The organism is Acidimicrobiia bacterium (genome assembly GCA_040880805.1).
In the GTDB taxonomy this organism is placed as follows: Bacteria; Actinomycetota; Acidimicrobiia; order IMCC26256; family DASPTH01; genus DASPTH01.
Map to the genome: position 1 here is coordinate 16,358 of JBBDHW010000037.1, position 22,465 is coordinate 38,822.

A 22,465-nucleotide genomic window follows, 5' to 3' on the forward strand; every position below is an offset into this window, starting at 1 on the left:
AGTCGACGGCGTCGCACGCAAGGAGAATGGCGCCGAAGCGGGAGGCGTGGACAATGTCATCGGAGCCGTGTACATTGTCCACGTGACCCGCGGCCGGCACCCGCACAAGGAGATCAACAAGGCACTCGAGGGCGCCGAGAAGGCTGGCTTCGAGGTGGTGGAGATCCGCAAGGGCCACGTGTGGGGAAGGGTGTCGCGCCGAATGGCCAGGAGCTGACGGTCTGGAGCACTCCGCGAAGCCCCGAGACGATAGCCAGGCGCATCCGCGAGTTCGTACGCCGACATGCGACGTAGAGGAGACCGACGATGAAGACTTACACGTTCCGACTGGTGGTCGCTGATCGCATCGACGATGACGGAGCGAACCGCTTGTTCGAGGCGGGGGTTGAGGATGGCGTTCCGGAATCGGGTCCCCAGGGCCATTCGATCGGTTTTGACCGGGAGTCGTCCTCGTTACAGGAGGCGATCCTGTCGGCGATCGCGGAGGTGGAGTCGGCGGGATTCGACGTTTTGCGAGTCGAACCCGACGAAGTCGTTTCAGCGGCTGACATCGCCGAGCGCACCGGCAGAAGCCGTCAGTCGGTCTCGTCGTTGATCAATGGAACTCGAGGCCCCGGCGGCTGGCCGCGACCGGTCGCGGGCAACGTGCGCAGTCCGTTGTGGCGCTGGAGCGATGTCGGCAGCTGGTTCGAGACATTCGATGGGTCTGAGAAGGTCGACAAGACCGAAGCAGCCGTCGTAACCGCGGTCAATGAAGTACTCGCGGCGCGGCGCGCGTTGCGACCGCTCGGCGCGCAGGCGCGCAAGCGACTGCTGCGTCAGCTCGCGAGCTGATCGATGCAGATGCCGACGCGCGAAGCGGCGCGCGGGAACTGCTAAGAGCTCTCCGACGAGGATCAAGCGCTCCCGGGCGAATGGGTGAACGAAGGATTTCGGCCCGCACCCGAGCCTGCGATCCCGGTCGAGGCCGCCTCGTCGGTCGCGCTCTGGGGTGAGGTGCTCGACGACTTCCGGAGGATCGTGGCGTCGCTCGACGAAGCGGCCCTTCACGTCGAAGCGGCGCGCCGGGCGCGTTGGTATCAGGTCTCCCACGTGAACCGTGAGATCCTGCATCACGCGGCGGAGGTCGGTTGCATGCGCGACCTCTACCGCCACATCCACCTAACGCTCGCGGACGGCGGCCTCAGCAAGGACGGTCCAGTGGAAGCTGCCGGGTGGTTGCTGGTCGATGTCCACGACCGAGAGCGCCTCGAGGTGGGCATCGGTCAGCATCGCGGTCAGGGTCGTGGCGTCGACATAGAAGTGCGGATGGCTCTTGTCGCCCGCGCTCTGATCGTCGACGAACGTGTCCGGGCGTACCTCGCGGCCGGCGCCGAAGGCGCGGTGACGCTTCGACAACATGGTCAGCTGTGTGGTCCCGCCGGGATGCAGCACTCGACGGCACTCGCTGAACGCGGTGCGCACGACGTCTGCGTCGCCGTGATACAAGACGTTCCAAGCGAGCACGTGGTCGATGCTGTCGTCATCGATCGGGAGGCTCGTGAACGGCGCGAGCCGCGTGTCGATCCGAAGGCCCTGGGCGTCGGCTTCGCGACGTAGCTCGGCGAGTCCAGTCGGGCTGGCGTCGATGGCGACGACCTCGAAGCTGGCGCGAGCAAACACGAGTGCATGACGGCCGATCCCGGTTCCGACGTCGACCACGCGCCGTACCCCGCGCGCGACCAGCGCGGGCACGAGCTCGGTGACGGCCGGCTCCGGCTGATTCCACGATGCGCGGGTCGTGGGGTCAGCCCACCGGCGGTCCCACGCCTGGTGGGCGGTATCGAGCCGCTCTTCCTGCACACACGAACGCTACGCCCGCCAGTGGTAGTGGACGTCGGGAGCGCCTTCCTCGTTCGCTCCCTCGGTCGTCTAGATCGCGACGAAGCCGTGGCGCTCGTAGAAGCGAAGTGCTCCGATGTTGCTCTGGAACGCCCACAGGTCGAGGCCGTCGGGCCGCTGTTCCTTCGCGACGTCAACGAGCGCCGACCCGAGACCCTGGCCGGTCCATTCGGGATCCACGTACAGCTGGTCGACGCACTCGTCGAGCAGCACCATCATCGCGACGAGCCCGTCGTCCGTGTCGATCACCCACACCTCTCGGTTCGGAAGCACGATGGACGCGAACCACTCGCGGACTTCGTCGTCGGGATGGACCGGCGGCGGGATGGCGGGGATCGACGCGTGGCGTGACCGCAACCAAACCTCGGCGACAGCCGGTGCTTCGTCGGAGCGCGCACGGCGCGGTTGCAGAGGCGTCAGCCGCTACTCCGCCGCTGCGGTCGTCCAGCCGTCAGCCGGGAGTGGATGACGGAACAGGCGAGCCGCATTCTCGTGGGTCATCTTGTCGATGTGGTCGTCGGGTAGCCCGGCGAAGCGCTGTTCGAGGAGCTCCTGTGTGTCGGGCCAGCTCGAGTCGGCGTGCGGGTAGTCGGTCTCCACCATGATGTGGTCGACGCCGATACGTTCCCGTGCCCCCAGGGTCGACGGGTCGTCGATGGTGCAGAACCAGAAGTTCCGCTGCACGGCTTCGCTCGGCGTGAGATCGCCGTCCCACACACCGGCACCACCGACCGCGGAGTGCGACATCACGTAGTCGAGCCGGTCGAGGAGCATCGGCACCCAGCCGATCCCTCCTTCCGACAGGGCGATGTTCAATCGCGGGAACCGCAGCGGCACGCGCGCCCACAACCAGTCGGCGGTAGCGACGATCCCGTTCACGGGGAACAGTGTGGTGCTGAGCTCGAGCGGCGCACCCGGTGATCCTCCCGCGGACCACGCCGCCGATCCGGTGTGCAGGCAGATCACGGTGTCGGTCTCCTCGCACGCCGCGAGCAGCGGATCCCAGTGCTCGGTGTGCATCGACGGCAGGCCGATGTGGTGTGGGTTCTCGGGAAAGCTGAGCGCCTTGAACCCTCTCGCGGCATTGCGCAGCACTTCCTGCGCGGCGACGGCCGGATCGTTCAACCACGTGATCTGCAACGGGATGATCCGATCGCGATACGTACCCGCCCACACGTCGTGGTGCCAGTCGTTCCACGCCCGCACGCACGCCAGCCCGACCTCCTGGTCGTTGGCGCGCGCGAACATCGTGCCGGCGAATCCGGCAAGCAGCGACGGGAAGCACAGCGACGCCCAGATGCCCGCGGTGTCCATGTCGGCGATACGCGCGTGGATGTCCCAACATCCCTTGCGCATCTCGTCGAAACGTACGGGATCCATGCTCCACTCGTGCTTCGGGCGTCCGATCACCGCGTTGAGCCCGATGTTCGGATAGAGCGCATCCTCGAACACCCACGCCTGCTTTGCGCCTTCGAGCTCGACCACACGCGGCGCGCGGTCGACGAGATCCGCGGGCATCCGGCCGTCGAACAGGTCGGCGGGCTCGATCAGGTGATCGTCGACCGAGATGATGGTGAACGCCCTGCGCTTCGCTTCCGGGTCGGGGAGCAGCGACATCTAGATCGTTACCTCCACGGTCGCTACGTGCGCGATGTCTGCCGACGATCGACCGATCTCGAGGTCGTACGTTCCCGAGTCGATCCGCCACCCTGGATCGGGAGCGGGCGCCGGTTCCGCGGACGGGATGGGCGGCCCGGTGCGCCCCGGTAGAGGCGAGTCGGTCACGGGCTGCCAGTAGGAGAAGGCGCGGTCGCCGAGCTCGAGGACGACGGTGCTCGTCTCGCCCGGGTCGAGCCACACCTTGGCGAACGCCTTCAGTTCCTTCGGTGGGCGCGTGATGCTCGGGTCCCGCGGTGCGACGTAGCACTGCACGACTTCGGCGCCGCGCCGCGCGCCGGTGTTGGTGACGTCGACCTCGACGGTCAACGTGTCGCCCGCCGTCAACGTCATCGACGACACGCGCGGCGCGCCGATCTCGAACGTCGTGTACGACAGGCCGTGGCCGAACGGGAACGCAACCCGCAGCCGGCGCGCGTCGTACCACCGGTAGCCCACGAGCACACCCTCGCTGTAGCGCACCTGGCCGTTCTCGCCGGGGAAGTTTCCGTACGACGGGTTGTGCTCGAGCCGCACCGGAAACGTCGTGGGCAGCCGTCCACTCGGCTCGTTCTCGCCGAACAGCACGTCGGCCAGCGCGTTCGCCATCTCCTGGCCACCGAACCAGGCCACCGCGGGCACGTCGCCGGCCCAGTCCAACGTGACCGGCGACGCCGCGTTCACCGCGACCACGGTGCGCGGATTGACAGCGGCGACCCGACGGATGAGCTCGGCCTGGTCGCCGGGGAGCTCCATGAACTCACGGTCGTGCCCTTCCGACTCCCAGTCGTCGTTCGTGCCGACGACGACGATCGCGGCGTCAGCTCCTGCCGCGGCCGCTATGGCGCGTTCCATGAGGTCCGCCGGGGGGAGCGCCCGGCACCCCACCTGCACACCTTCCAACGCGCCGCTCGTACCGCCTGTTCCACCCACTGCGGCCGTGTACTCGACGACGAGCTCGTGCGGGCTCGTGTCGAGCTCGACCATCGCCTCGATGGCCTCGCTCCCCATGGCGAAGAGCTCGCGCCCGCGCGGCGGCGGATTCGTGACGCCGTCGAGGACGACGTTGCCATCGAGCAGCACGCGTGACGGGCCGAGCTGCACGAGCGACAGCACGTGTGGTCCCGTAGTCGACGGAACGAGCGAGGCGGTCGCGCGGAACGAGCTGCCGCCGCCCGGAAGGCCTCCGAGGAAGATCACCCGGCCGTCTCGCCGTCGCGCGCGCTCGGGCCCTCCGTCGACCACGACCTCGAATTCGGCCGCAACCGGTGGGACCGTCCGCTCGATGTCGCAGCCCTGCTCGTAGACGATCTTCACGTCGGCACCCACGCGCTCCTGCAACGCGTCGAGTGGCGGCACGCGGTAGTGCGGTGTGAACGACGCCGACCCGCCGCCCATGATGCGCGCCTGCTGGGCGTTCGGTCCGATGACAGCCAGCGTGGTGATCGACGACGCGTCGACGGGCAGCATCGCGCCGTCGTTCTTCAGGAGCACCATCGACTCTGCCGCAGCCGCGCGCGCGAGGGCGCGGTGCTCGGGGCGATCGAGCGATTGCGGCTCCGGCGGCCCGTCGTCGAGCGCGCCGATCCGGTCGAAGACGGTGAGCAAGCGCGTCGCTGCCGCGTCGACGACCGATTCGTCGACCTCGCCGCCTCGCACCGCGCCGGCGAGCGCGGGTCCGTAAACACGGCCGGGTCCGGGCATCTCGAGATCGAGCCCGGCGCCCGCCGAACCGGCCGACGACCCGCGCGCGTACCAGTCCGAGATCACGAAGCCCTCGAAGCCCCACTCGCCGCGCAGGACGTCGGCAAGAAGCCACTCGTGCTCCGCGCAGTAGGTGCCGTTGAGCCGGTTGTACGCGGTCATGATCCCGAGCGAACCGCCCTCGCGCACGGCGAGCTCGAACGGGAGGAGTGTGATCTCGCGCAGCGTGCGCTCGTCGATCACGGAGTTCATCGTCATGCGCTCGAACTCCGCGTCGTTCCCCGCGAAATGCTTCACGGTGGTGGCGACACCCTGCGACTGCACTCCGCGCACGAACGCGGCGGCCGTCTTGCCGGAGAGGAGCGGGTCTTCGGAGTAGCACTCGAAGTTGCGGCCCGCGAGAGGCGAGCGGTGGATGTTGACCGTCGGGCCGAGCAATACCCGGCACGCCTTCGTGCGCGCTTCGGCGCCGATCGCCTCGCCGATGCGTTCGACCAGCCCGACATTCCACGTTGCGCCGAGCGCCGAGCCGCACGGCGCGCAGAACGCGCTCACGCCCTCACCGCCTTCGCCCGGGAGGCCGGGGCCGCGCGCGCCGTTGGGCCCGTCGGTCACGAAGACCTTCGGGATACCGAGCCGAACGACTGCGACGGTGGACCACAGGTCGTCGCCGGCCAGCAGCGCGGCCTTCTCGTCGAGGGTCAGGGCTGCGACGAGGGCAGGAATGTCACGGGACATGCCGCCCAGTATTGGCGGGTCGGGTACCGCGGCGAAAGACGAGAATGCCGAGATGAGCACCGACGAGTCGCTGGTCCTCCCTTCCTACGTCGATTGGCCGCTCTTCCCCTTCGAGGGCGAGCTGCGGGTCAAGCCGCCGACCCAGCTCGACGCCGATCGCGTGCGCAGCGGCGAGCCTGGTGGACCACCTTGTGGCTCATGTCCGGCGGACGACGACGCCTTCATCTGGGTCGACGACCGGTGGCGCCTGTTCGCCCGGGAGGAGCCGCCCTCGGTACCAGTGCTCGTGATCCTCGAGACGAGGGCGCACGTCGACCTGGACGGGCTCGACGGTGAGCTCGCAGCCGAGCTGGGCCCGATGATGATGCGGCTCGACCGAGCGATCCGTGCGGTCGGCAACGTCGGTCGGGTGCACGTGCACCGCTGGGGAGACGGGGCCGAGCACTTCCACATCTGGTTCTACGGCCGGCCGGTCGGCTCCATGAACATGCTCGGTTTCGGGATGCCCCTGTGGGAGCCGATCCTGCCGCGGATTACCGAGCCCGAGTGGCGCGCCAACCTGGTGACCGTCGCGCAGGCTCTCGCCACCGACGGGGGACGCGCGGTCGTCGGCTAGCGCGCGTAGCGGTCGCGCAGTTCCTGCTTCCTGATCTTGCCCATCGGGTTGCGCGGGACCTCGTCGACGAGCTCGAGCTGCTCGGGGATCTTCTGGGTGGCGAGTCCCACCGAACGGCAGTGCTCGGCGATGTCGGCGAGGGTCAATCTGCCGACGCCCTCCTCGAGTTGGACGACGGCGCAGCATCGCTCGCCCGTCCTCGGGTCCGGCACACCGATGACGGCGACGTCGAGGATCTTGGGGTGCCCGTGGAGCACGTCCTCCACTTCCGTTGCCGAGATGTTCTCGGCGTTGCGGATGACGACGTCTTTCAGGCGACCGGTGATCTTCACGTGGCCCGACGGGAGCACCATGCCGAGGTCGCCGGTGCGGAAGAAGCCCTGGTCGTCGAAGGCGTCCTTCATGAGGTCGGAATTCGCGTAGCCGCAGAAGAGCTGTGGCCCGTTCAGGCACAGCTCCCCGGCTTCGCCCGACCCGCACTCGCTGCCGTCGGGGCGAATCACCCGGATCTGCGCTCCGGGTGACGGTCGTCCCTCCGTGGTGCTCAGCTGCTCGTCGGTATCGTCCAGCGACGGCGCGGTTGCGATGGGGAACTCGGTGAGTCCCCAGCTCGAGCAGACCCCGCGTCCGCCCAGCACCTCCTGGACCTCTCGATGCAGCTCGGGCGAGTTGGGCGCGCCGCCGCCGCTGCAAGTACGCAGGCGCGGGAACAGCCGCTCCGGGCCGTGCTTGCGCTGCGCGGCCATGTACGCGTGGAAGAACGGGATCGCGCTCCCGAGGAGAGTCGCGCCGTGCTCGGCCATCACGAGCGGGCTGCGCTCGGGGTCGAAGACGTCGATCGTCACGATGCGGAAGCCGGTGAGCAGCGACGCGGTGACGATCGCCATGCCGCCGATGTGCGCCATCGGGAACGCAACGGGAAGGACGTCGTCGGGTGTGGTCGAGTAGCCCGCGACGAACCCGTACGAGCCCGCCATCACCGACGCGTCGGTGTGCCACACGCCCTTCGGGTCGGCGGTGGATCCCGACGTGTGGTACAGCCACCGTGCCGGCAGCGACACGGCGTCCGGATACGACGGCGGGGGTGGCAGTGTCGACGGGTCGCCCCTCGGCAACTCATGGTCGGAGTCGAGGATCTCGAAGCCGTGCGATTCGGCGATCGTTTCGAGCATCGCCCGATGATCGAAGCCCCGGAACGTGGCGGGTGCGATGACGAGGTCGGGCTTCGCCTCACCGGTGATGTAGGTGACCTCGCGCTCGCGCATGATCGGGATGATCGGGTTCTGCACCGCGTCGAGGCGCCCGAGTGCGGCCATGAGCACCACCGCCCCGATCGTGGTAGGTATCTGCCAGCTCACGACCGATCCCGACGTGATCCCGCGCGCAAACAGCGCAGCCGCGACGCCAACCGCTGTGTCCCGGTACTCGCCGAACGTCATCGAACGGCCGAGGTCGTCCTCGAGCATCACCGCGTCGGGTGTGCGCGCGGCACGCTGCTCGACGACGCCCCACAGCGTGACGGGGTGTTCGGGGATCGCTTCCTGCATCAGCTCAAGAGGTCTTGTCGAGCTGTGCGGCGACGCGGTCACGCGCGTTCGGGAGTTGCAGCAGCCGCGAGAACTCCTGGCCTTCGAGCTCACGGGCGCGCAGGATCCCCTCGCGCTCGGCGTCGAGCACGAGCCGCTTCGTGGCCATCAGCGACGGCAGCGGGTGCTCCGCGATGCGAGACGCCAGCTCCACCGCCTCGGCGACGAGGCGGTCGGCCGGACACACCTTCACCGCGAGGCCGCACGCGACGGCCTCCTCGGGTTGGATCCAGTCCGAGGTGAACAGCGCGAGCGCAGCGCGCTGTCGGCCCGCTCGACGAGGAAGGAGATAGCTGCTCGCGGCTTCCGGCGCGACACCCATCCGCGTGAACGGCGCGCGCAGCCGCGCGTTCTCCGACACGAGCACGAGGTCGCAGTGCAGCAGCATCGTGAACCCGATGCCGACGGCCGCGCCGTTCACCGCGGCGATCACCGGCTTGGGGAAGGACGAGAGCGCGTTGACGAAGGCATCGAAGCCGCGGCTCATCGAACTCGCCTCCGCCGGACGCTGCGGCGTCGCGGCCAGCTGTCCCTCCTCGGGTATTACGGCCGTCATCTCCGTGATGTCGACGCCGCCGCTGAACACACGCCCTGCGCCGGTGAACACCACCACACTCACCGACTCGTCGGCCTCTGCTTCTCTGAGCGCGACCGCGGCGGCGTGGTACAGCCGTTCGTTGAACGCGTTCGCCTTGTCCGGGCGATTCAACGTGAGCACGCGCACGAGCTCGATGTTCTCGATCAGGAGCAGGTCAGGAGTGTCGGGCACGGCGGGAATTTACCGGGGGAAGAAGTCGTCGGCCCAGGCCACTTTCTGGTGTGCGAGCTCGCTGTCTCCCCAGCTCGGGAGCACGACGGCGTGCAGGCTGGCGAGCCCTCCGCACACGATCACCACGAACTGGTCGGGGCGCTCGTTGAGAAACACACGACCGGTCTCGTCGATGCGACCTTTCTGCTCGAGCACGGCGCGGTTCGGCTCGGGCCAGAGGTCGATCGGCTGCCACGCGTGCTCGAAGAGGTAGGTCTGGAGGTCTTCGATGTTCGGGAAGGCCCGGGCGAAGCGCTGGGCCCACTCGGGGTTCACCGCGATCACCGTCTGCCCGTTGCCGGCGGTGGGCGTGAGGAACTTGTTCGACAGCGGGAACGCCGCGCTCTTCGCGACGAGACGGAGGAGGTCGCGCGGGTCGTCGTTGTTGATGTCGGCGATCGCGTGGGTTCCCTTTGCTGCGTGCACCGTGACGACGTCGTCGTCGCGCGAGTAGCCCCACTGCTCCGCGAGTGACGGCCACGGCGACTGCTCGTCCCATTCGCCGAAGCACACGCCGAGCCGCCCCGGCTGCCCGAACACGCTCTTCGACGTCGCGCCGGGCGTCGGACCGACCGTCTGCCCGCCGATGTTGCGCAGACACAGCGACACCGCGCGCCCGATCGTCATCGAGCCGCGTCCGGCGGCGCCGCCCATGCAGCCGTTCTGGTAGTCGATGCCCACCCGGTCGCGCGACGGTCCGTTGACGATGAGGTACGGGAACACACTCGACGTGGTGGTGGTGATCCCCTCGAGGTTGAACGGCGGCTCGCACATGGCCTCGAGCGCAGCGATCACGTAGGGCATCCCCCAGGCTTCACAACCGGCCATGGCAGCGTTGACCGCGGCGAGCTCCACCGTCGCCTCGCGGTTCATCGGCGGGAGGATCCCGATGACGTCGTCGGTGTGGAACGGTGTGGACGCGAGGATGCCGCGCACGCGACGTTCCGTAGGCGGGAGGAGCGGCAGGCCGTCGCCCCATCCGGCTTCCAACGAGAGCTCGTAGAGCGCGACGGGGTCTTCGTCGATCCTGATCCGGTCACTGACCAACGGGTCGATCAGGCACCCCGAGGGTCCGCAGGAGTCTTGGGTACGCGTCTGCAGCAATCTGGCGCACTTCCTCGTCGGGACGACCTTCGAGAGGGTAGGGCAGCACGAGCACGCGCAGGCTCGGGTGACCGTTGTGCGCGGCCATCCGGTGCGCGAACGCCTCGAACTCCTCGGTGACGACGACGACCGCCGGCTTCTCGAGCCGCTCCACGGCCATGGTGTCGTGGACACTCCACGACGTGCACGATCCTCAGTTGCCGAGGCCGACGACGCCGCAGTCCACGAGGCGCGACCACTCCTCGACATCCGAGCGGGTCTGCTCACCCTGTGGACCGGCGCGATCGCCTGCCCAGAGCACGCGCACGACGGCACCGTCGCGCCGCAACAGGTCTTCCCAGACCTCGATGACGGAGAAATAGGAGCGCCAGGAGCGATCGGTACGGAGGCCGACGGCCACTCCGTCGAGCGGACGATCGAGGGACCAGGTCTCGGACGTGTCGCCACCCGCGTCGGGCGCGGTCGGGGCGAGGATCTCGACCTGGCGCGCTTCGTCCATCAGTCCGGGATTCCACTCATTCCGGGGCCGCCGTCGACGCTGAACGTCTGACCGCTGACGTACGACGCGGCGTCACTCACCAGGAACAGCATCGCATAGGCGACCTCGACCGGCGCGCCGGTGCGTCCGAGTGGGATGCCCTGCACCATCGCCTGTTGGTCGAGACGCGCGACCTCCCACGCGTCGAGCGCCCGCTCCGACGCGACGAGGCCGACCGCCACGCAGTTCGCCCGGATGCCGTAGCGACCCCACTCGGCGGCGGTGACCCTCGTGAACATCTGGAGACCTGCCTTGGCTGACGCGTAATGCGCGCCACCCTTCACGCCGGTGACTCCAGCTCCCGACGACACGTTGACGATCGCGCCCGATCGTTGCGCGATCATCTGCCGACCGGCTTCGCGCGTGCAGAGGTACGCGCCCCGCAGGTTGAGACCGACGGCGCTGTCGAACGCCCTCGTGGGGAGATCCTCGAGGCGACCGAGGCGCGTACCCCCGGCGTTGTTGACGAGGATGTCGACCTTCCCGAGCTCCTCGATCGTGCGCTCGACGAGCCGCACGACCTGGTCCTCCTCCTTGACATCCGTCGGGACGGGAACGCACCGCCGCCCGGTGGTGCTCTCGACCTCGGCGGCCACGCGCTCGAGCTCGGCGACGGTGCGGCTGGCGACGACGACCTCTGCCCCGTGCTCGGCGAAGAGGCGCGCGGTGGCGGCACCGATTCCGGTTCCACCGCCGGTGACGATCGCCACGCGATCGGTGAGGCTGAACTGCTCCAGGGACATCTCGGTTCGTACCGTATACGCTCCGCGTCGATGACGGATCCTCTGAAGCTCGCGCGCGACCTCGTGCCGCTCGTCGAACAGGAAGCCACCAACTCGGAACAGATCGCGACGATGCCCGATGTGGTGGTGAACGCGTTCCGCGACGCAGGGCTCTTCGCGCTCCAGGTTCCGCGCTCGCTGGGAGGCTTCGAGGCTGACATCGAGACCACCCTCGCGGTCTACGAGATCGTGTGCCGGGCCGACGCGTCGACCGGTTGGTCGCTGCTCGCCAACGCGTCGACGTCAGCGTTCGCGACCACGTACACGAGCGACGATGCAGTCGCCGCCATGTTCGCCGACGGCGCCATGCCAATTCACGCCGGGCAGTTCGCGCCGCGCGGCACCGCGGTCAAGGTCGACGGCGCGTATCGGGTCAGCGGCAGCTACAGCTTCGGCAGCGGGAGCGCGCACGCCGAGTGGATCGGCGGCGGCACCCTCGAGCTCGTCGACGGTGCACCGCGCATGATCACCCCCGAGCGACCGGCGATCCGCGTGTTCTTCGTGCCGCGTGATCACATCGAGTTCGCGGGCAACTGGGACGTCATGGGGCTGGTCGGCACCGGGAGCTTCGACTACGTCGTGCCGGAACAGCTGGTGGATGCCGGGTTCACGTTCGACATGATGAACGACCTCCCGCTACGCGGAGGTCCGATGTACCGCATCGGTGTGCTCGGGCTCGCGGCGATCGGGCACGCAGGGTTTGCGCTCGGGGTCGGTCGCCGCGCGCTCGACGAGATCGCGATCCTCGCGCAGGACAAGCAGCGACTCGGCCAGAGCACGGTGCTCGCCGACCAGGAGCGGTTCCAGTACGAGCTCGGGCGTAACGACGCCGCCATGCGCGCATCGCGTGCCCTCGTGTTCGACGCCTTCGGTGCCGCACAGGTGAAACTCGACGCCGGCGACACGTACGACATGGTGAGCCTGATCCCATTGCGTCAAGCCACGACCTGGGCCACCGACGCGGCGGAGGAGGCGGTTCGCTTCGCCTACCTGGCTTCCGGGAGCGACGGGCTGCGCAACCCGAGCGTGATCGGCCGCTACTTCCGCGACATCCACGCCGCGACGCAACACGTCGTCGTCGACGACTCGACGCTCACGCAGGCGGGCCGCGCGCTCCTGGGCCGCTGAGGAGGATCATGCCGGAACTTGCCGATGTCGTTGCGCCCGAACACACCGCGATCATCACCCAGGAATGCCAGCGCGGCGTGATCGGTGACCGCAGTGTGCTCCCTCAGCTCGCGGAGATGGCGCGAGATACGGGAATGATCGACAACGTGGCGCGTCTGGTGGACGCCGGGCGGCGAGCCGGTGTCGAGATCGTCCACCACGTGGCGACGAAGCGACCCGACATGAAGGGTGCCAACCACAACGCCCGGCTCTTCCGCGCGATGGTGCGGCCCGGTCGTCTCCAACTCACCGGGAGCGAGATGGTGGAGATCGTGCCGCCCATCAGTGTCTCCGACTCCGACATCATGTCCTCGCGACTGCACGGCCTCGGCCCGCTCGCGGGTACCGATGTCGACTCGATCCTCCGCAACCTCGGAGTCACCACGCTGATAATCGTCGGCGTGTCTTCCAACGTCGCCATCCCGAACGCGGTCTTCGACGCGGTGAACCTGGCCTATGAAGTGGTGCTCCCTCGCGACGCGATCGCCGGGTTTCCCGCCGAATACACCGACACCATCGTCGACAACTCCCTCTCGCTCGTCGCGACGATCACGACGACCGACGACCTCGTCGCCTGCTGGGTTCCGAGCTGACGTCGATCCACGCCCAGGCCACGCCGATCGCGCTGAGAGTGATCAGCACGAACTGGACTACCACGAGCGTCGTGATCTCCCAGTCGGTGAAGTAGAGATGGAGCGGCAGCGTGAGCACGAAGAACGCGAGCCACTTCAAGCGACCCGAGAGCTGGTGTTTCCGCCACTCTTTCCACCCGCCCCAGCGCGTGAAGCGCTCGGCCGCGCGCTCGAATGGATCGTCGACTTGGTCGGACATCACGCGGCACCTCCCCCCGTGTCTGCGATGTTCTCGATGTCGGAAGCCGTTCGCTCCAATATCTCGCTGACCTTCTTCGGATCGATCTGTCCTGTGGTCGCGCGTAGCCGTACCACGAAGCGGTCGAGTGCGTGTTCGAGCAACGCATCGCGCCGGACCCGCACTCCTGTGCGCAGCTCGAGACCGGCGAGTTGCTCACCGCGGGCTCGAAGGGCGTCACGCCCGAGTTCGGTGAGCTGGACGACCTGGCCGTTGCGCGGGCCGTGTGGGGTACCCGTGATCAGCCGCTCGTGCTGGAGCGCGCGGATGGCGGGGTAGACACTTCCCGTCGACGGCTCGTACGCTTCGCCGAAGAGGAGGTCGAGCTCGCCGAGGAGCCGGTAGCCCGTCATCGGCTCTCGTTCGAGCAGGGCGAGGACCACCAGGGGCAGCTCGCCGTGCCGGAAGAACCACTTGGCCATATTTTCCGCCGCTGTTCCCGCCGTCCCGCACCGTACGAAGTTCATGCGAAGAGTACTGCGAAGATCCTGCGAAGTCAAGCCCGGGGGAAGATGTCGGCCGTGAGCGACGACACCGATGCCGTGTTGAACCAGCTCAACCTGGTGGTCAGCGACATGGACGCAGCGGTCGCGTTCTACCGGCAACTGGGGCTCGAGGTTCCGGACGGGGGCGCTGACGACGGCATCCGCCATGTCGAGATCGAGATCCCCGGTGGCATCCACCTCGACCTCGACAACGAGACGCTCGCTCGCGTCTACAACGCGGCGTGGCGACGACCAGAGGGCGGGAGCCGCGCGCTCCTCGGTTTCGGCGTGTCGTCGCGCGCGGCCGTCGACGACAAGTACGCCGAGCTCACCGGCGCGGGCCACCGCGGCGTGCAGCCTCCCTATGACGCGTTCTGGGGTGCTCGCTACGCGATCGTGGCCGACCCGGACGGGAATGAAGTCGGGCTGATGAGCCCGCATGACGACGACATGCGGTCGTTTCCGCCGTCGAACTCACCGGAGGCATCATGACTGTGGCGGATCTCCTTTCGAGCGTGCTCGGATCGAACGTCCCGGTTGCGTTCCGCGCCTACGACGGGAGCAGCTTCGGGCCCGCTGACGCGCGGACGAGCGTGGTGGTTCGTTCGCCGGACGCGTTGCGCCGGATCGTCACCGCGCCCGACGAGCTCGGCTTCGGTCGCGCGTACGTGGCCGGCGACATCGCGATCGACGGTGACATCTTCGACGTCATCGCGATGTTGAAAAACTTCCAGAACGTAAGGGTGGGGCCGCAGCAGATCGTGTCGGCGGTGAAGATCCTGGGGGTTCGCAACCTCAAGCCGCTCCCTCCGCCGCCGGAGGAAGCGCGCCTGCGCGGCCGTCGCCACTCGAAGGAGCGCGACGCGGCAGCGATTTCTTACCACTACGACGTCTCGAACGACTTCTACCGGATCGTGCTCGGGCCGTCGATGACGTACTCGTGTGCGGTGTGGACCGACGCGACGGCCACGTTGGAAGACGCGCAGGCGAACAAGCACGAGCTCGTGGCGAACAAGCTCGACCTGCAGCCCGGCATGCGGCTGCTCGACATCGGATGCGGGTGGGGCGGGATGGTGCTACACGCCGCGCAGCACCACGGCGTGCGCGCCGTCGGCGTCACGCTCTCGCGGCGGCAAGCCGAGGCCGCGCAGAAGCGGGTGAGCGACCTGGGCCTCGCCGACCTCGTCGAAGTCCGCTACGGCGACTACCGCGACATCAGGGACGGGCCCTACGACGCGATCAGCTCGATCGGGATGTTCGAGCACGTCGGTCTCTCGCAACTCGCGGAGTACTTCGAGCGCTGCCACCGTCTGCTCGCGCCGGGCGGCCGTTTGCTCAACCACGGGATCAGCCGCCCGTGGCACATGCCGAAGCAACATCACGGTCGGTTCGCGCGTCGCACCTTGGCCAGAGACTTCACCACGCGGTACGTGTTCCCCGACGGCGAGCTCCACGAAGTCGGCGTCGTCGTCTCGGCGATCCAGGCCGCCGGCTTCGAGGTGCGACACCTCGAGAGCCTGCGAGAGCACTACGCCCTCACGTTGCGATGCTGGGTGCGCAACCTCCAGGCCGAGTGGGACACCGCGGTCAGCGAAGCCGGTGCCGGGCGTGCGCGGGTGTGGCTGCTCTACATGTCGGCCGCCGCCGTCGGGTTCGAGGCGGACGAGAACGAGGTCCACCAGATCCTCGCCACGAAGACCGACCACGGGCAGAGCGGCATGCCCTTGCAACGCGACTTCAACGCCGGTCTCCGCTGACCCGCGCCACGACGCGCGCGAACCCGAGAGTCCGTCCCGACTCAGTGAGGAGCAGATCGGCGTCGCCCGCCTCGCGCACCTCGGTGCCCTTCCATGCCGCCCCCACCTCGCACCACCGGTACCAGAGGTCCCATCCGGCCGGATGCGTGTCCGCGCGTTCGACCTCGACGACGCCGCTCATCTCCCAGTGCCTCTTCCACCAGCCGGCGCTGCGGAAGGTGAAGAAGTCGCCGCCGGTCGAGCCCATGATCGAAGTAGTGGAAGGCGTCGACGCTCACGATCGCGTCGAAGTAGCCAGCCGCATAGGGAAGTGTGTGGGCCTCCACCGAGATGGGCAACACACGGTCGGCGACGTCAGTCTCGGCGATGCGTCGCGCGTTGTCGTCGGGCGAGATCCACAGGTCGCTCGCCCACACCTGCACACCGAACTCGCGTGCGAGGAAGATGGACGAGATCGCGGTGCCGCACCCGAGGTCGAGCACGCGCATGCCGGGTTGTAGATCGAGCACCTGCGTGAGCCACTCCGTGAGCCACACCACATTCGGCCCCATGTGGTTGAGGAACACCCACTTCGGGTCGTACGCGGAGGTGCGGGGGTAATCGGGATGCACGGAGAGCTCTGTGAAGCGGGCCGGGTCTGCCGGTCCGTCGCCCGGCGGTCGGAGGAACTGCGTCCACGAGTACGAAGGGTGCGCTGGCAGGGCAGGAGTCATACGTAGGCGGCCAGGGTTGCTTCAAGGCGCGCGACGCTGTCGGCGAGGCCGCCGGGCCGCGAGCGGCGGAGCCACACCTCACGTTGCCGGTCGATCGCTTCGGCGAGGTCGACGCGGAGCCGGTCGGTGTCGAGTGCCGGGCCGTCGACGGACGCGAGTAGCCGCCACGCGCCGTGCCGCGCGAGCCGTGCCGCTTGCGCGAGCTCGTCGCGCACCAGGTCGCCGTCGACGCAGGCGGGCGTTGCCCTCTCGATCTCCTGCACGCAGCCGTCGATGCGCGCGATCACGTCCTCGATGCTGTCGACGGACGGCTCGCCGGTGGCGAAGCTGAACCCCGCCGGGACCAGCGCCCCTTGGAGCGGGCTGCCGTTGAACGAACGGCGGCCAGTGCGGTTCCACTGGCGGCCGAGCTCGACAACCGCGGCGCCGAGGCGAGCGCTCGGGTCGTCGAACACGAAGTGATCGAGCACCTCGGCGAGGTCCACGTCGTGGTTGGCGTCGGCGCACCACGCGACTGCTCCGCCGTACGCGATCGGACCGAAGCTCACCGACGGCGGCTGGAGATGCCCGTTGTCGCCCCAGTCAGTAATCAGGTAGCCACCGGCGTCGCGTTCGCGTCCGGTGCGCGCGGCGTCGAGGAGGTTGGCCTGCGCGTTGTCGACGCGACCGATCAACGAGTCCCAGGCCGACGTGCCGGGCGCGACCCAGAACGGCACGCCCGCGTCGGCGAGCGGCCGAGTGTTGACGTCGAAGCCGAGCGCAGCTTCGAGGTCCACACCGAGCTGATCGAGCAGGGTGCGGATCGCCGGGTCCAGGTGCTGGGCGGCATCGTCGAGTGCCCGCGGCGCCTCGTAGGTCCAGCAGACGGGGACCGAGCCGTCGGGGAGGTCGCGCGCGAGCGCGGGATCCTTGCGCACGATGTCGGCCCAGTAGTGGACCCTGTGCCCGTCGTCGACCAGCGGCCGGATGATGCGCACCAGGTGGTCGATGTACACGCGTTCCTTGCCGACGCGCGCGACGAGCTCCTTGCTCCTGCCGTGCCCGAGGTCGAAGGTTTCGTCGCAGTTCACGTTGACGCGTCGCGACCGGAAGTTGGGGAGCAGCTCGGCGAACAGCGTCTGCGCGAACTCGGCGTTCTCGGGAGTGGGTGCGAGCACCGTTGGTCGCATGGGGTATCCGGGGATCGGTTCGAAGCCGTCGGGCGCCTCGGCCCGGTTCCGGTACCGCTCGTGCGCGAGCCAGCGTCCCATGTGGCCGAAGCAGTTCTGGTTCGCGACGAGGTCGATGCCGGCAGCCGTGCACGTGTCGTCGAGCCAGCGCACGTCGTCGGCCGTCATTGGCGACGCGTCGCGCCACACCACTTCGTGCTCGGCGTACGCGAACGTGTGCTCGGTATAGAGCTCGAAGTGGTTGATGCGGGCGAGCGCGCAGAGATCGACGAGCCGCGCGAGCGTATCGCGTGTCGGTACGCGGTCGCGGCTCACGTCGAGCATGTAACCGCGGACTGGGAAGTCGGGCCAGTCGCGGATGCTGAGGCCGGGGAGCCGGAACGGGTGATCGGCGACGAGCTGGTCGAGCGTGGCGCGCGCGTAGCGCAGCCCGCGGTCGTCGCGGTGCGCGATGGTGACGCCGGTGGGGTCGATGTCGAGCGTGTAGCCCTCGGGTGGCACCGACGCGTCGACCCGCGCGCGTACCTCGAAACCAGGGGCGGGTCCGTCACCGTTCTCGAGGAGCAGGCGTGGTCGTGGGAATAGCATTGGGGCGAACCTACTTCGGAGAAGGAGCACTTCCGTGACTGATGCCGTCATCGTCGCCGCCGCCCGCACGCCGATCGGGCGCGCCCGCAAGGGGTCACTCGTCGACGTCGACGCGTTCGAGCTTGCCAGGATCGTGGTGGGCGCCGCGGTCGAGCGGTCGGGAATCGCGACGAGCGACATCGACGACATCGTCGTGGCCGAGTCGCTCCAGGGCGGCGGGGTCATCGCGCGCAACGTCGCGGTCCAGTTGGGCCTCACCTCGGTGCCGGGCCTGGCCGACAACCGGCATTGCGCGGCCGGGCTGAGCGCAGTGCAGATCGCGTCGGCAGGGATTCGTGCCGGCATGGACCACGTCGTGGTGGCGGGTGGTACCGAGAGCCTGAGCACCTCACCGCAAACGCTGAAGCGATTTGGCCCGGGCGCCGAGCCGCTTCCGTGGATGTCGCCGAGCCACCCCGACACCCCTGACGCACCCACGTGGGACATGTCGATCACGGTTGGCGAGAACACGGCCCGCGAGATGGGACTCACGCGTCAGGACGTCGACGCGTGGGCGCTGTACAGCACCGAGAACGCGCTCCGATCCATCGACGGAGGCGCATTCGAGGCCGAGATCGTGCCGGTGCCGGTCACGGATCCCGACGGCACGCAACGGATGTTCGCGGTCGACGAGCACCCGCGGCGCGGCTCGTCGATGGACACGCTCGGCGCGCTGCCGGTGCTGCACCCCGAGATCGAGGGCGCCACCGTCACCGCGGGGAATGCGGCCGGGCTCAACGACGGCGCGGCCGCGGTCGTCGTCACTTCCGGCGAGTTCGCGCGTTCGCACGGGCTCAGTCCGATGGCCCGTGTGCTGTCGTGGGCGTCGATCGGTCTCGAACCCGCGCGCACCGGCCTCGGGCCCACGCTCGCGATCCCGAAGGCACTCGACCGCATCGGCATGTCGATCGACGACATCGAGCTGTGGGAGATCAACGAGGCGTTCTGCTCGGTGCCGGTTGCGGCGGTGCGCAAGCTCGGCATCGTGCAGGAGATCGTGAACGTGAACGGCAGCGGCGCCAGCCTCGGTCACCCCATTGCGTGCACCGGCGCGCGCATGGTGGTCACGATGATCAACGAGCTCCACCGACGCGGGAAGACACGCGGGTGCGTGTCGATGTGCGCCGGCGGCGGCATGGGATCCGCCCTCATCCTCGAAGCCCTCTAACCCCCAACGAACTTGCGTCGTTCAGGGTCGTAGAGCGCCCACGAACGACGCAGGTTCGTTGTGAACTAGTGGGGGACGGTGGGGTTGAGGCCTTGGCCGAAGCGGTCGGCGCGTTCGTGGAGACGCTGGGCGTTGGCCTCGTTGCCGTTCATCTGGATGCAGTAGACGCCGGTCTTGATCTGCTCGAGCACGTCGCGGCCGAGCTCGTTGAGGTCCTGCAGCGGTAGCTCCCGCCCCGCTTTCTTCGCCTGCTCCATCAAGCCTTCGATTGTCTGCGGCGTCGTGGGGCGCGGCTTCTCACGGCTCAGTTCCGGCGGCCGGTTGCGCTCCGACGTCCAGAGCCCGGTCCTGAGCAACCCGTGGCCACCCGGCAGGAACAGCGACGCCTGCAAGTTGGTTTCCTGTGCTTCGAGCTGCGCGGCCAGGCACTCGGTCATGACCGCGACCGACGCCTTGCTCGCCGCGTAGATCGACGCCATCGGCATCGGCGCGATCGCACCGTCACCCGACGACGTGTTGATGATGTAGCCGGGTTCCCCGCCTTCGAGCATGCGCGGCACGAACGACTGGATTCCGTACGCGACTCCGAACACGTTCACCGTGAACGTCCACGCCCAGTCGTTGGGTGTGGTGTCCCAGATGTTCGCGCCGGGTGCTCCGATACCGGCGTTGTTGAACAGCACGTGGCACACGCCGTGCTTCTGGTAGACGGCCTCGGCGAGCGCCTCGACCGAGTCGGGCTTCGACACGTCGGTCTGCACGCCCGACACCTCGCCCAAGCTCGACAGTTCCTCGACGGTCTTGTCGATCGCGCCCTTCTCGACGTCGGCGATGACGACCAAGGCGGCGTCCTTCAACAGCTCTGCGCAGATCCCCTTGCCGATCCCGGACGCGCCGCCGGTGACAACCGCGACCTTGCCCTTGAAGTCGGTGATCGTGCTCGCCATCAGACTGTCTCCACTCTGTCTTCGAGCTCGCCGCCGTGGATGTCGTCGACCGTGGGGCCGATCCGCTCCACGAGAGGCTCGAGTGCCAACGGGTCGAAGCCGTAGCAGTCGACTGCGTTGAGGCCCAGGATCTTGCGGGTCTCGTCGACGGGCACGTCGTGGAAGCGCATGCGCAGCCACTCCCGCGTGTGCGGCCATGTGCCCTCCGGGTGCGGGAAGTCGTTTCCCCACATGAGGTTTCCGATCCCGATCCCGTGCCGGCGGTCCACCTCCATCTGGTGCATCGTCGACGCGCCGAGCCAGCAGTTTCGGTCGATGTAGTCGCCGGGCTTCATCGACAGCCCGCCGCGGAACACATCGACCCCGAACTTCCGCGTGTTGTGGTCGCCGATCCACTTGGCGTCCATGCGAGTACGCAGGTCGGGAACCCACGCCGCGCCGTTCTCCGCGATGCAGTAGTGCAACGTGGGGAAGCGCTCGAACACACCGCCGAGGATGAGCACGTGCATCGGGCGCGCCGCCCACCATCCCGCTTCGGCGGCGTAGATGGCCATCGTGCTCGGGCCGAAGCTGATGTCGGTGGGCCCCGCACCCGAGTGCGTGTGCAGCACCAGGTTGTGCTCCACGCACGCCGCCCAGATCGGGTCGTACACCGGGTCGTTGTACGACGGCTGGCTCATCCAGCGAGTGGGGATCATGACTCCACGGAGCCCGTGGTTTGCCGCCCACGCGATCTCCTCGAGCGCGGCCTCCTGGTTGTGCAGGATCGGCACGAGCGCGACGCCCACGCGGCGATCGGGGCTGTCAGAGCACAGCTCGGCGAGCCACCGGTTGTGGGCTTTGGCGCCCTCCATCACGAGCACGGGGTCGCTGTCGCCGGACGAGCCGAGCCCGGCACCGAACGGCGTGCCCGACACGCCACCGACCCCCGCCGCGTCGGCGTCGGGAAAGATCACCTCGCACGCGACGCCGTCACCGTCGAGCTCCTTGTCGCGGATGTTGGCGTCCCACGAGCCGCGCATGCCACCGTGTTCCTCGATCTCCTCGCGCCATTCGGCGACCCACTTCTCGCGGTCCTCGGACGGTGCCATCCGCGCCGCGCTGAAGCTCGACGCCGCCGCGATCCACTCGTCGTAGGTGTCGCGGAACTTCGGGTCGACGTACTCGCGGTACTGCTCGGCGGGCAGGCCCGCGTGACAGTCGGACGAGATGACGAGGTACTTGTCGCTCATGTGAAACCCCGCTGCTGGTACTGGGCTAGTTGTACTGGGCTAGTTGTACTGGGCTACTTGTACTGGATGGCGACGCGACGCGCGAAGTCGTCGGGATCGCCGACCGCGCCGTGGAAGTTGTAGGTGTTCGCCGCGGAACGCACGCTCCAGAAGATCGACACCGTCTCGAGGATCGGCAGGTCGACCACCGGGCACCCGGGCAGATCGCGCAGCTCGAGCTTGCCGTCGACGCGCTCGCGCGACTCGTGCGTGCGCACCTGGTCGAGCGTCACGAGGAACGGCCCCGCGTCGAGGCCGTTGCCCACCGCGGCGGGCAGGAACTTGAACCAGAACTGCGTGTTCTCGTACGGCTCGGGCGTCGGCAGCTTCTCGGCGACATCGCCGATGATCTCGACGAACGTGACGCCCTGGCGGGTGATGCTGCCGCGCACGTGATCACCCTCACGGCTGAGCTCGATGTCGGCCAGCTTCTTGGGCTCGCCGAACTTCTCGCGGCTGATCGCCAGCGCGGGCTCGAGGTCGATCGGGATGAGCAACGGGTACTCGCCCCTCAGGCCGTTCCACATCGCGTCGACACCGAACCAACCGACGCGCTCGCGGTGGACGAAGTCGCCGTGCTGAATGTGGATGTCGCAGATGCGAACGTGCACGTTCGGTTCCGGCGGCACCTCGAGCGGCTTCGGGAGCACCTCGGCGACGACCTCGGGATCCGTGAGGTAGGTGACCTCGAGGTTCGGGATCGCCGGGCCGGCGTGGGTACCGGTCTGGGCTGCGGGTGCGGGGTCCTCGACCCAGCGCGTCTTTCCCATGGAAATACCCCCCAAATGGGTGTCGAGTGAAATGGTTTTCCGAACGGTACTCGGGTGGGTTGGTGGCGGCAAGGAAGGGCTGCACGGCTCGACGGCCGCGCCGCCGTG

At 68.3% G+C, this 22,465-nt stretch carries 25 protein-coding genes; 8 read left to right on the forward strand and 17 right to left on the reverse strand.

The features are described from left to right. Positions 1–82: 82 nt before the first annotated feature. Together WD271_09355 and WD271_09360 are read left to right on the forward strand one after the other, a co-directional pair. A complete protein-coding gene (locus WD271_09355; GenBank protein MEX1008033.1) occupies positions 83–217 on the forward strand; it encodes a hypothetical protein in 135 nt (44 codons plus the stop codon). 89 nt (positions 218–306) lie between these two features. Then, on the forward strand, positions 307–834 hold the full coding sequence (locus WD271_09360; protein MEX1008034.1) for an XRE family transcriptional regulator: 528 nt from the start codon (positions 307–309) through the stop codon (positions 832–834). A gap of 327 nt (positions 835–1,161) precedes the next feature. On the opposite strand, the gene WD271_09365 is transcribed toward WD271_09360, so the two are convergent. From WD271_09365 to WD271_09380, 4 genes are all read right to left on the reverse strand, one after another. Then, positions 1,162–1,842 carry a class I SAM-dependent methyltransferase gene (locus tag WD271_09365; GenBank protein MEX1008035.1) on the reverse strand — a complete coding sequence of 227 codons (681 nt, stop codon included), beginning with the start codon at positions 1,840–1,842 and terminating at the stop codon, positions 1,162–1,164. 69 nt (positions 1,843–1,911) lie between these two features. After that, positions 1,912–2,238, reverse strand: a complete 327-nt coding sequence (locus tag WD271_09370) for a GNAT family N-acetyltransferase (GenBank protein MEX1008036.1) — start codon at positions 2,236–2,238, stop codon at positions 1,912–1,914. Positions 2,239–2,304: 66 nt separating this feature from the next. Beyond that, the gene (locus WD271_09375; protein MEX1008037.1) at positions 2,305–3,498 is read right to left on the reverse strand and encodes an amidohydrolase family protein; all 1,194 of its coding nucleotides are present in this window, start codon (positions 3,496–3,498) and stop codon (positions 2,305–2,307) included. Beyond that, a complete protein-coding gene (locus WD271_09380) occupies positions 3,499–5,979 on the reverse strand; it encodes a glycoside hydrolase family 3 C-terminal domain-containing protein (protein ID MEX1008038.1) in 2,481 nt (826 codons plus the stop codon). A 52-nt stretch (positions 5,980–6,031) separates the two neighbouring features. Between WD271_09380 and WD271_09385 the strand changes: the two genes are divergently transcribed. Beyond that, on the forward strand, positions 6,032–6,595 hold the full coding sequence (locus WD271_09385) for a hypothetical protein (GenBank protein ID MEX1008039.1): 564 nt from the start codon (positions 6,032–6,034) through the stop codon (positions 6,593–6,595). On the opposite strand, the gene WD271_09390 is transcribed toward WD271_09385, so the two are convergent. The 6 genes from WD271_09390 to WD271_09415 are packed head-to-tail and all read right to left on the reverse strand — an operon-like array spanning position 6,592 to position 11,374. Continuing rightward, on the reverse strand, positions 6,592–8,142 hold the full coding sequence (locus tag WD271_09390) for an AMP-binding protein (protein MEX1008040.1): 1,551 nt from the start codon (positions 8,140–8,142) through the stop codon (positions 6,592–6,594). The genes WD271_09385 and WD271_09390 overlap by 4 nt on opposite strands. 4 nt (positions 8,143–8,146) lie before the next feature. Then, entirely contained in the window at positions 8,147–8,950 is an 804-nt protein-coding gene (locus tag WD271_09395) for an enoyl-CoA hydratase-related protein (GenBank protein MEX1008041.1), read from the reverse strand. Positions 8,951–8,959: 9 nt separating this feature from the next. Beyond that, positions 8,960–10,036: a hypothetical protein gene (locus WD271_09400; GenBank protein ID MEX1008042.1), complete on the reverse strand. Its 1,077-nt coding sequence runs from the start codon at positions 10,034–10,036 to the stop codon at positions 8,960–8,962. Further along, positions 10,026–10,253, reverse strand: coding sequence for a hypothetical protein (locus tag WD271_09405; protein MEX1008043.1), 228 nt, complete (start codon positions 10,251–10,253; stop codon positions 10,026–10,028). Before WD271_09405 ends, WD271_09400 begins: the two co-directional genes overlap by 11 nt. 33 nt (positions 10,254–10,286) lie before the next feature. Next, positions 10,287–10,592 carry a hypothetical protein gene (locus WD271_09410; protein MEX1008044.1) on the reverse strand — a complete coding sequence of 102 codons (306 nt, stop codon included), beginning with the start codon at positions 10,590–10,592 and terminating at the stop codon, positions 10,287–10,289. After that, entirely contained in the window at positions 10,592–11,374 is a 783-nt protein-coding gene (locus WD271_09415) for a glucose 1-dehydrogenase (GenBank protein MEX1008045.1), read from the reverse strand. Before WD271_09415 ends, WD271_09410 begins: the two co-directional genes overlap by 1 nt. Before the next feature lie 30 nt (positions 11,375–11,404). Between WD271_09415 and WD271_09420 the strand changes: the two genes are divergently transcribed. Both WD271_09420 and WD271_09425 read left to right on the forward strand, forming a co-directional pair. After that, a complete protein-coding gene (locus WD271_09420) occupies positions 11,405–12,541 on the forward strand; it encodes an acyl-CoA dehydrogenase family protein (GenBank protein ID MEX1008046.1) in 1,137 nt (378 codons plus the stop codon). A gap of 8 nt (positions 12,542–12,549) precedes the next feature. Continuing rightward, positions 12,550–13,173 carry a cysteine hydrolase gene (locus tag WD271_09425; protein MEX1008047.1) on the forward strand — a complete coding sequence of 208 codons (624 nt, stop codon included), beginning with the start codon at positions 12,550–12,552 and terminating at the stop codon, positions 13,171–13,173. On the opposite strand, the gene WD271_09430 is transcribed toward WD271_09425, so the two are convergent. Together WD271_09430 and WD271_09435 are read right to left on the reverse strand one after the other, a co-directional pair. After that, a complete protein-coding gene (locus tag WD271_09430) occupies positions 13,130–13,411 on the reverse strand; it encodes a hypothetical protein (protein ID MEX1008048.1) in 282 nt (93 codons plus the stop codon). The two genes, WD271_09425 and WD271_09430, sit on opposite strands and share 44 nt — an antisense overlap. Then, positions 13,411–13,872, reverse strand: coding sequence for a PadR family transcriptional regulator (locus WD271_09435; GenBank protein ID MEX1008049.1), 462 nt, complete (start codon positions 13,870–13,872; stop codon positions 13,411–13,413). The genes WD271_09430 and WD271_09435 overlap by 1 nt, the downstream gene beginning before the upstream one ends. Positions 13,873–13,971: 99 nt before the next feature. On the opposite strand from WD271_09435, the gene WD271_09440 reads away from it, so the two are divergent. Further along, on the forward strand, positions 13,972–14,427 hold the full coding sequence (locus WD271_09440; GenBank protein ID MEX1008050.1) for a VOC family protein: 456 nt from the start codon (positions 13,972–13,974) through the stop codon (positions 14,425–14,427). Continuing rightward, positions 14,424–15,692 (forward strand): cyclopropane-fatty-acyl-phospholipid synthase family protein, encoded by a 1,269-nt coding sequence (locus WD271_09445; protein ID MEX1008051.1) that lies wholly within the window; start codon positions 14,424–14,426, stop codon positions 15,690–15,692. Before WD271_09440 ends, WD271_09445 begins: the two co-directional genes overlap by 4 nt. Positions 15,693–15,733: 41 nt before the next feature. On the opposite strand, the gene WD271_09450 is transcribed toward WD271_09445, so the two are convergent. Then, positions 15,734–16,303, reverse strand: coding sequence for a methyltransferase domain-containing protein (locus WD271_09450; protein MEX1008052.1), 570 nt, complete (start codon positions 16,301–16,303; stop codon positions 15,734–15,736). 98 nt (positions 16,304–16,401) lie between these two features. Further along, the gene (locus tag WD271_09455; protein MEX1008053.1) at positions 16,402–18,162 is read right to left on the reverse strand and encodes a glycoside hydrolase family 20 zincin-like fold domain-containing protein; all 1,761 of its coding nucleotides are present in this window, start codon (positions 18,160–18,162) and stop codon (positions 16,402–16,404) included. A gap of 34 nt (positions 18,163–18,196) precedes the next feature. Here WD271_09455 and WD271_09460 point away from each other — a divergent pair, with 34 nt between their 5' ends. Beyond that, complete coding sequence (locus WD271_09460; protein ID MEX1008054.1) at positions 18,197–19,369, forward strand: thiolase family protein; 1,173 nt, start codon at positions 18,197–18,199, stop codon at positions 19,367–19,369. 65 nt (positions 19,370–19,434) lie between these two features. On the opposite strand, the gene WD271_09465 is transcribed toward WD271_09460, so the two are convergent. The 3 genes from WD271_09465 to WD271_09475 are packed head-to-tail and all read right to left on the reverse strand — an operon-like array spanning position 19,435 to position 22,357. Further along, positions 19,435–20,316, reverse strand: a complete 882-nt coding sequence (locus tag WD271_09465; protein MEX1008055.1) for an SDR family NAD(P)-dependent oxidoreductase — start codon at positions 20,314–20,316, stop codon at positions 19,435–19,437. After that, positions 20,316–21,548, reverse strand: a complete 1,233-nt coding sequence (locus WD271_09470) for an amidohydrolase family protein (GenBank protein ID MEX1008056.1) — start codon at positions 21,546–21,548, stop codon at positions 20,316–20,318. The genes WD271_09465 and WD271_09470 overlap by 1 nt, the downstream gene beginning before the upstream one ends. A 53-nt stretch (positions 21,549–21,601) precedes the next feature. Continuing rightward, a complete protein-coding gene (locus WD271_09475; protein MEX1008057.1) occupies positions 21,602–22,357 on the reverse strand; it encodes an acetoacetate decarboxylase family protein in 756 nt (251 codons plus the stop codon). Positions 22,358–22,465 lie beyond the last annotated feature (108 nt).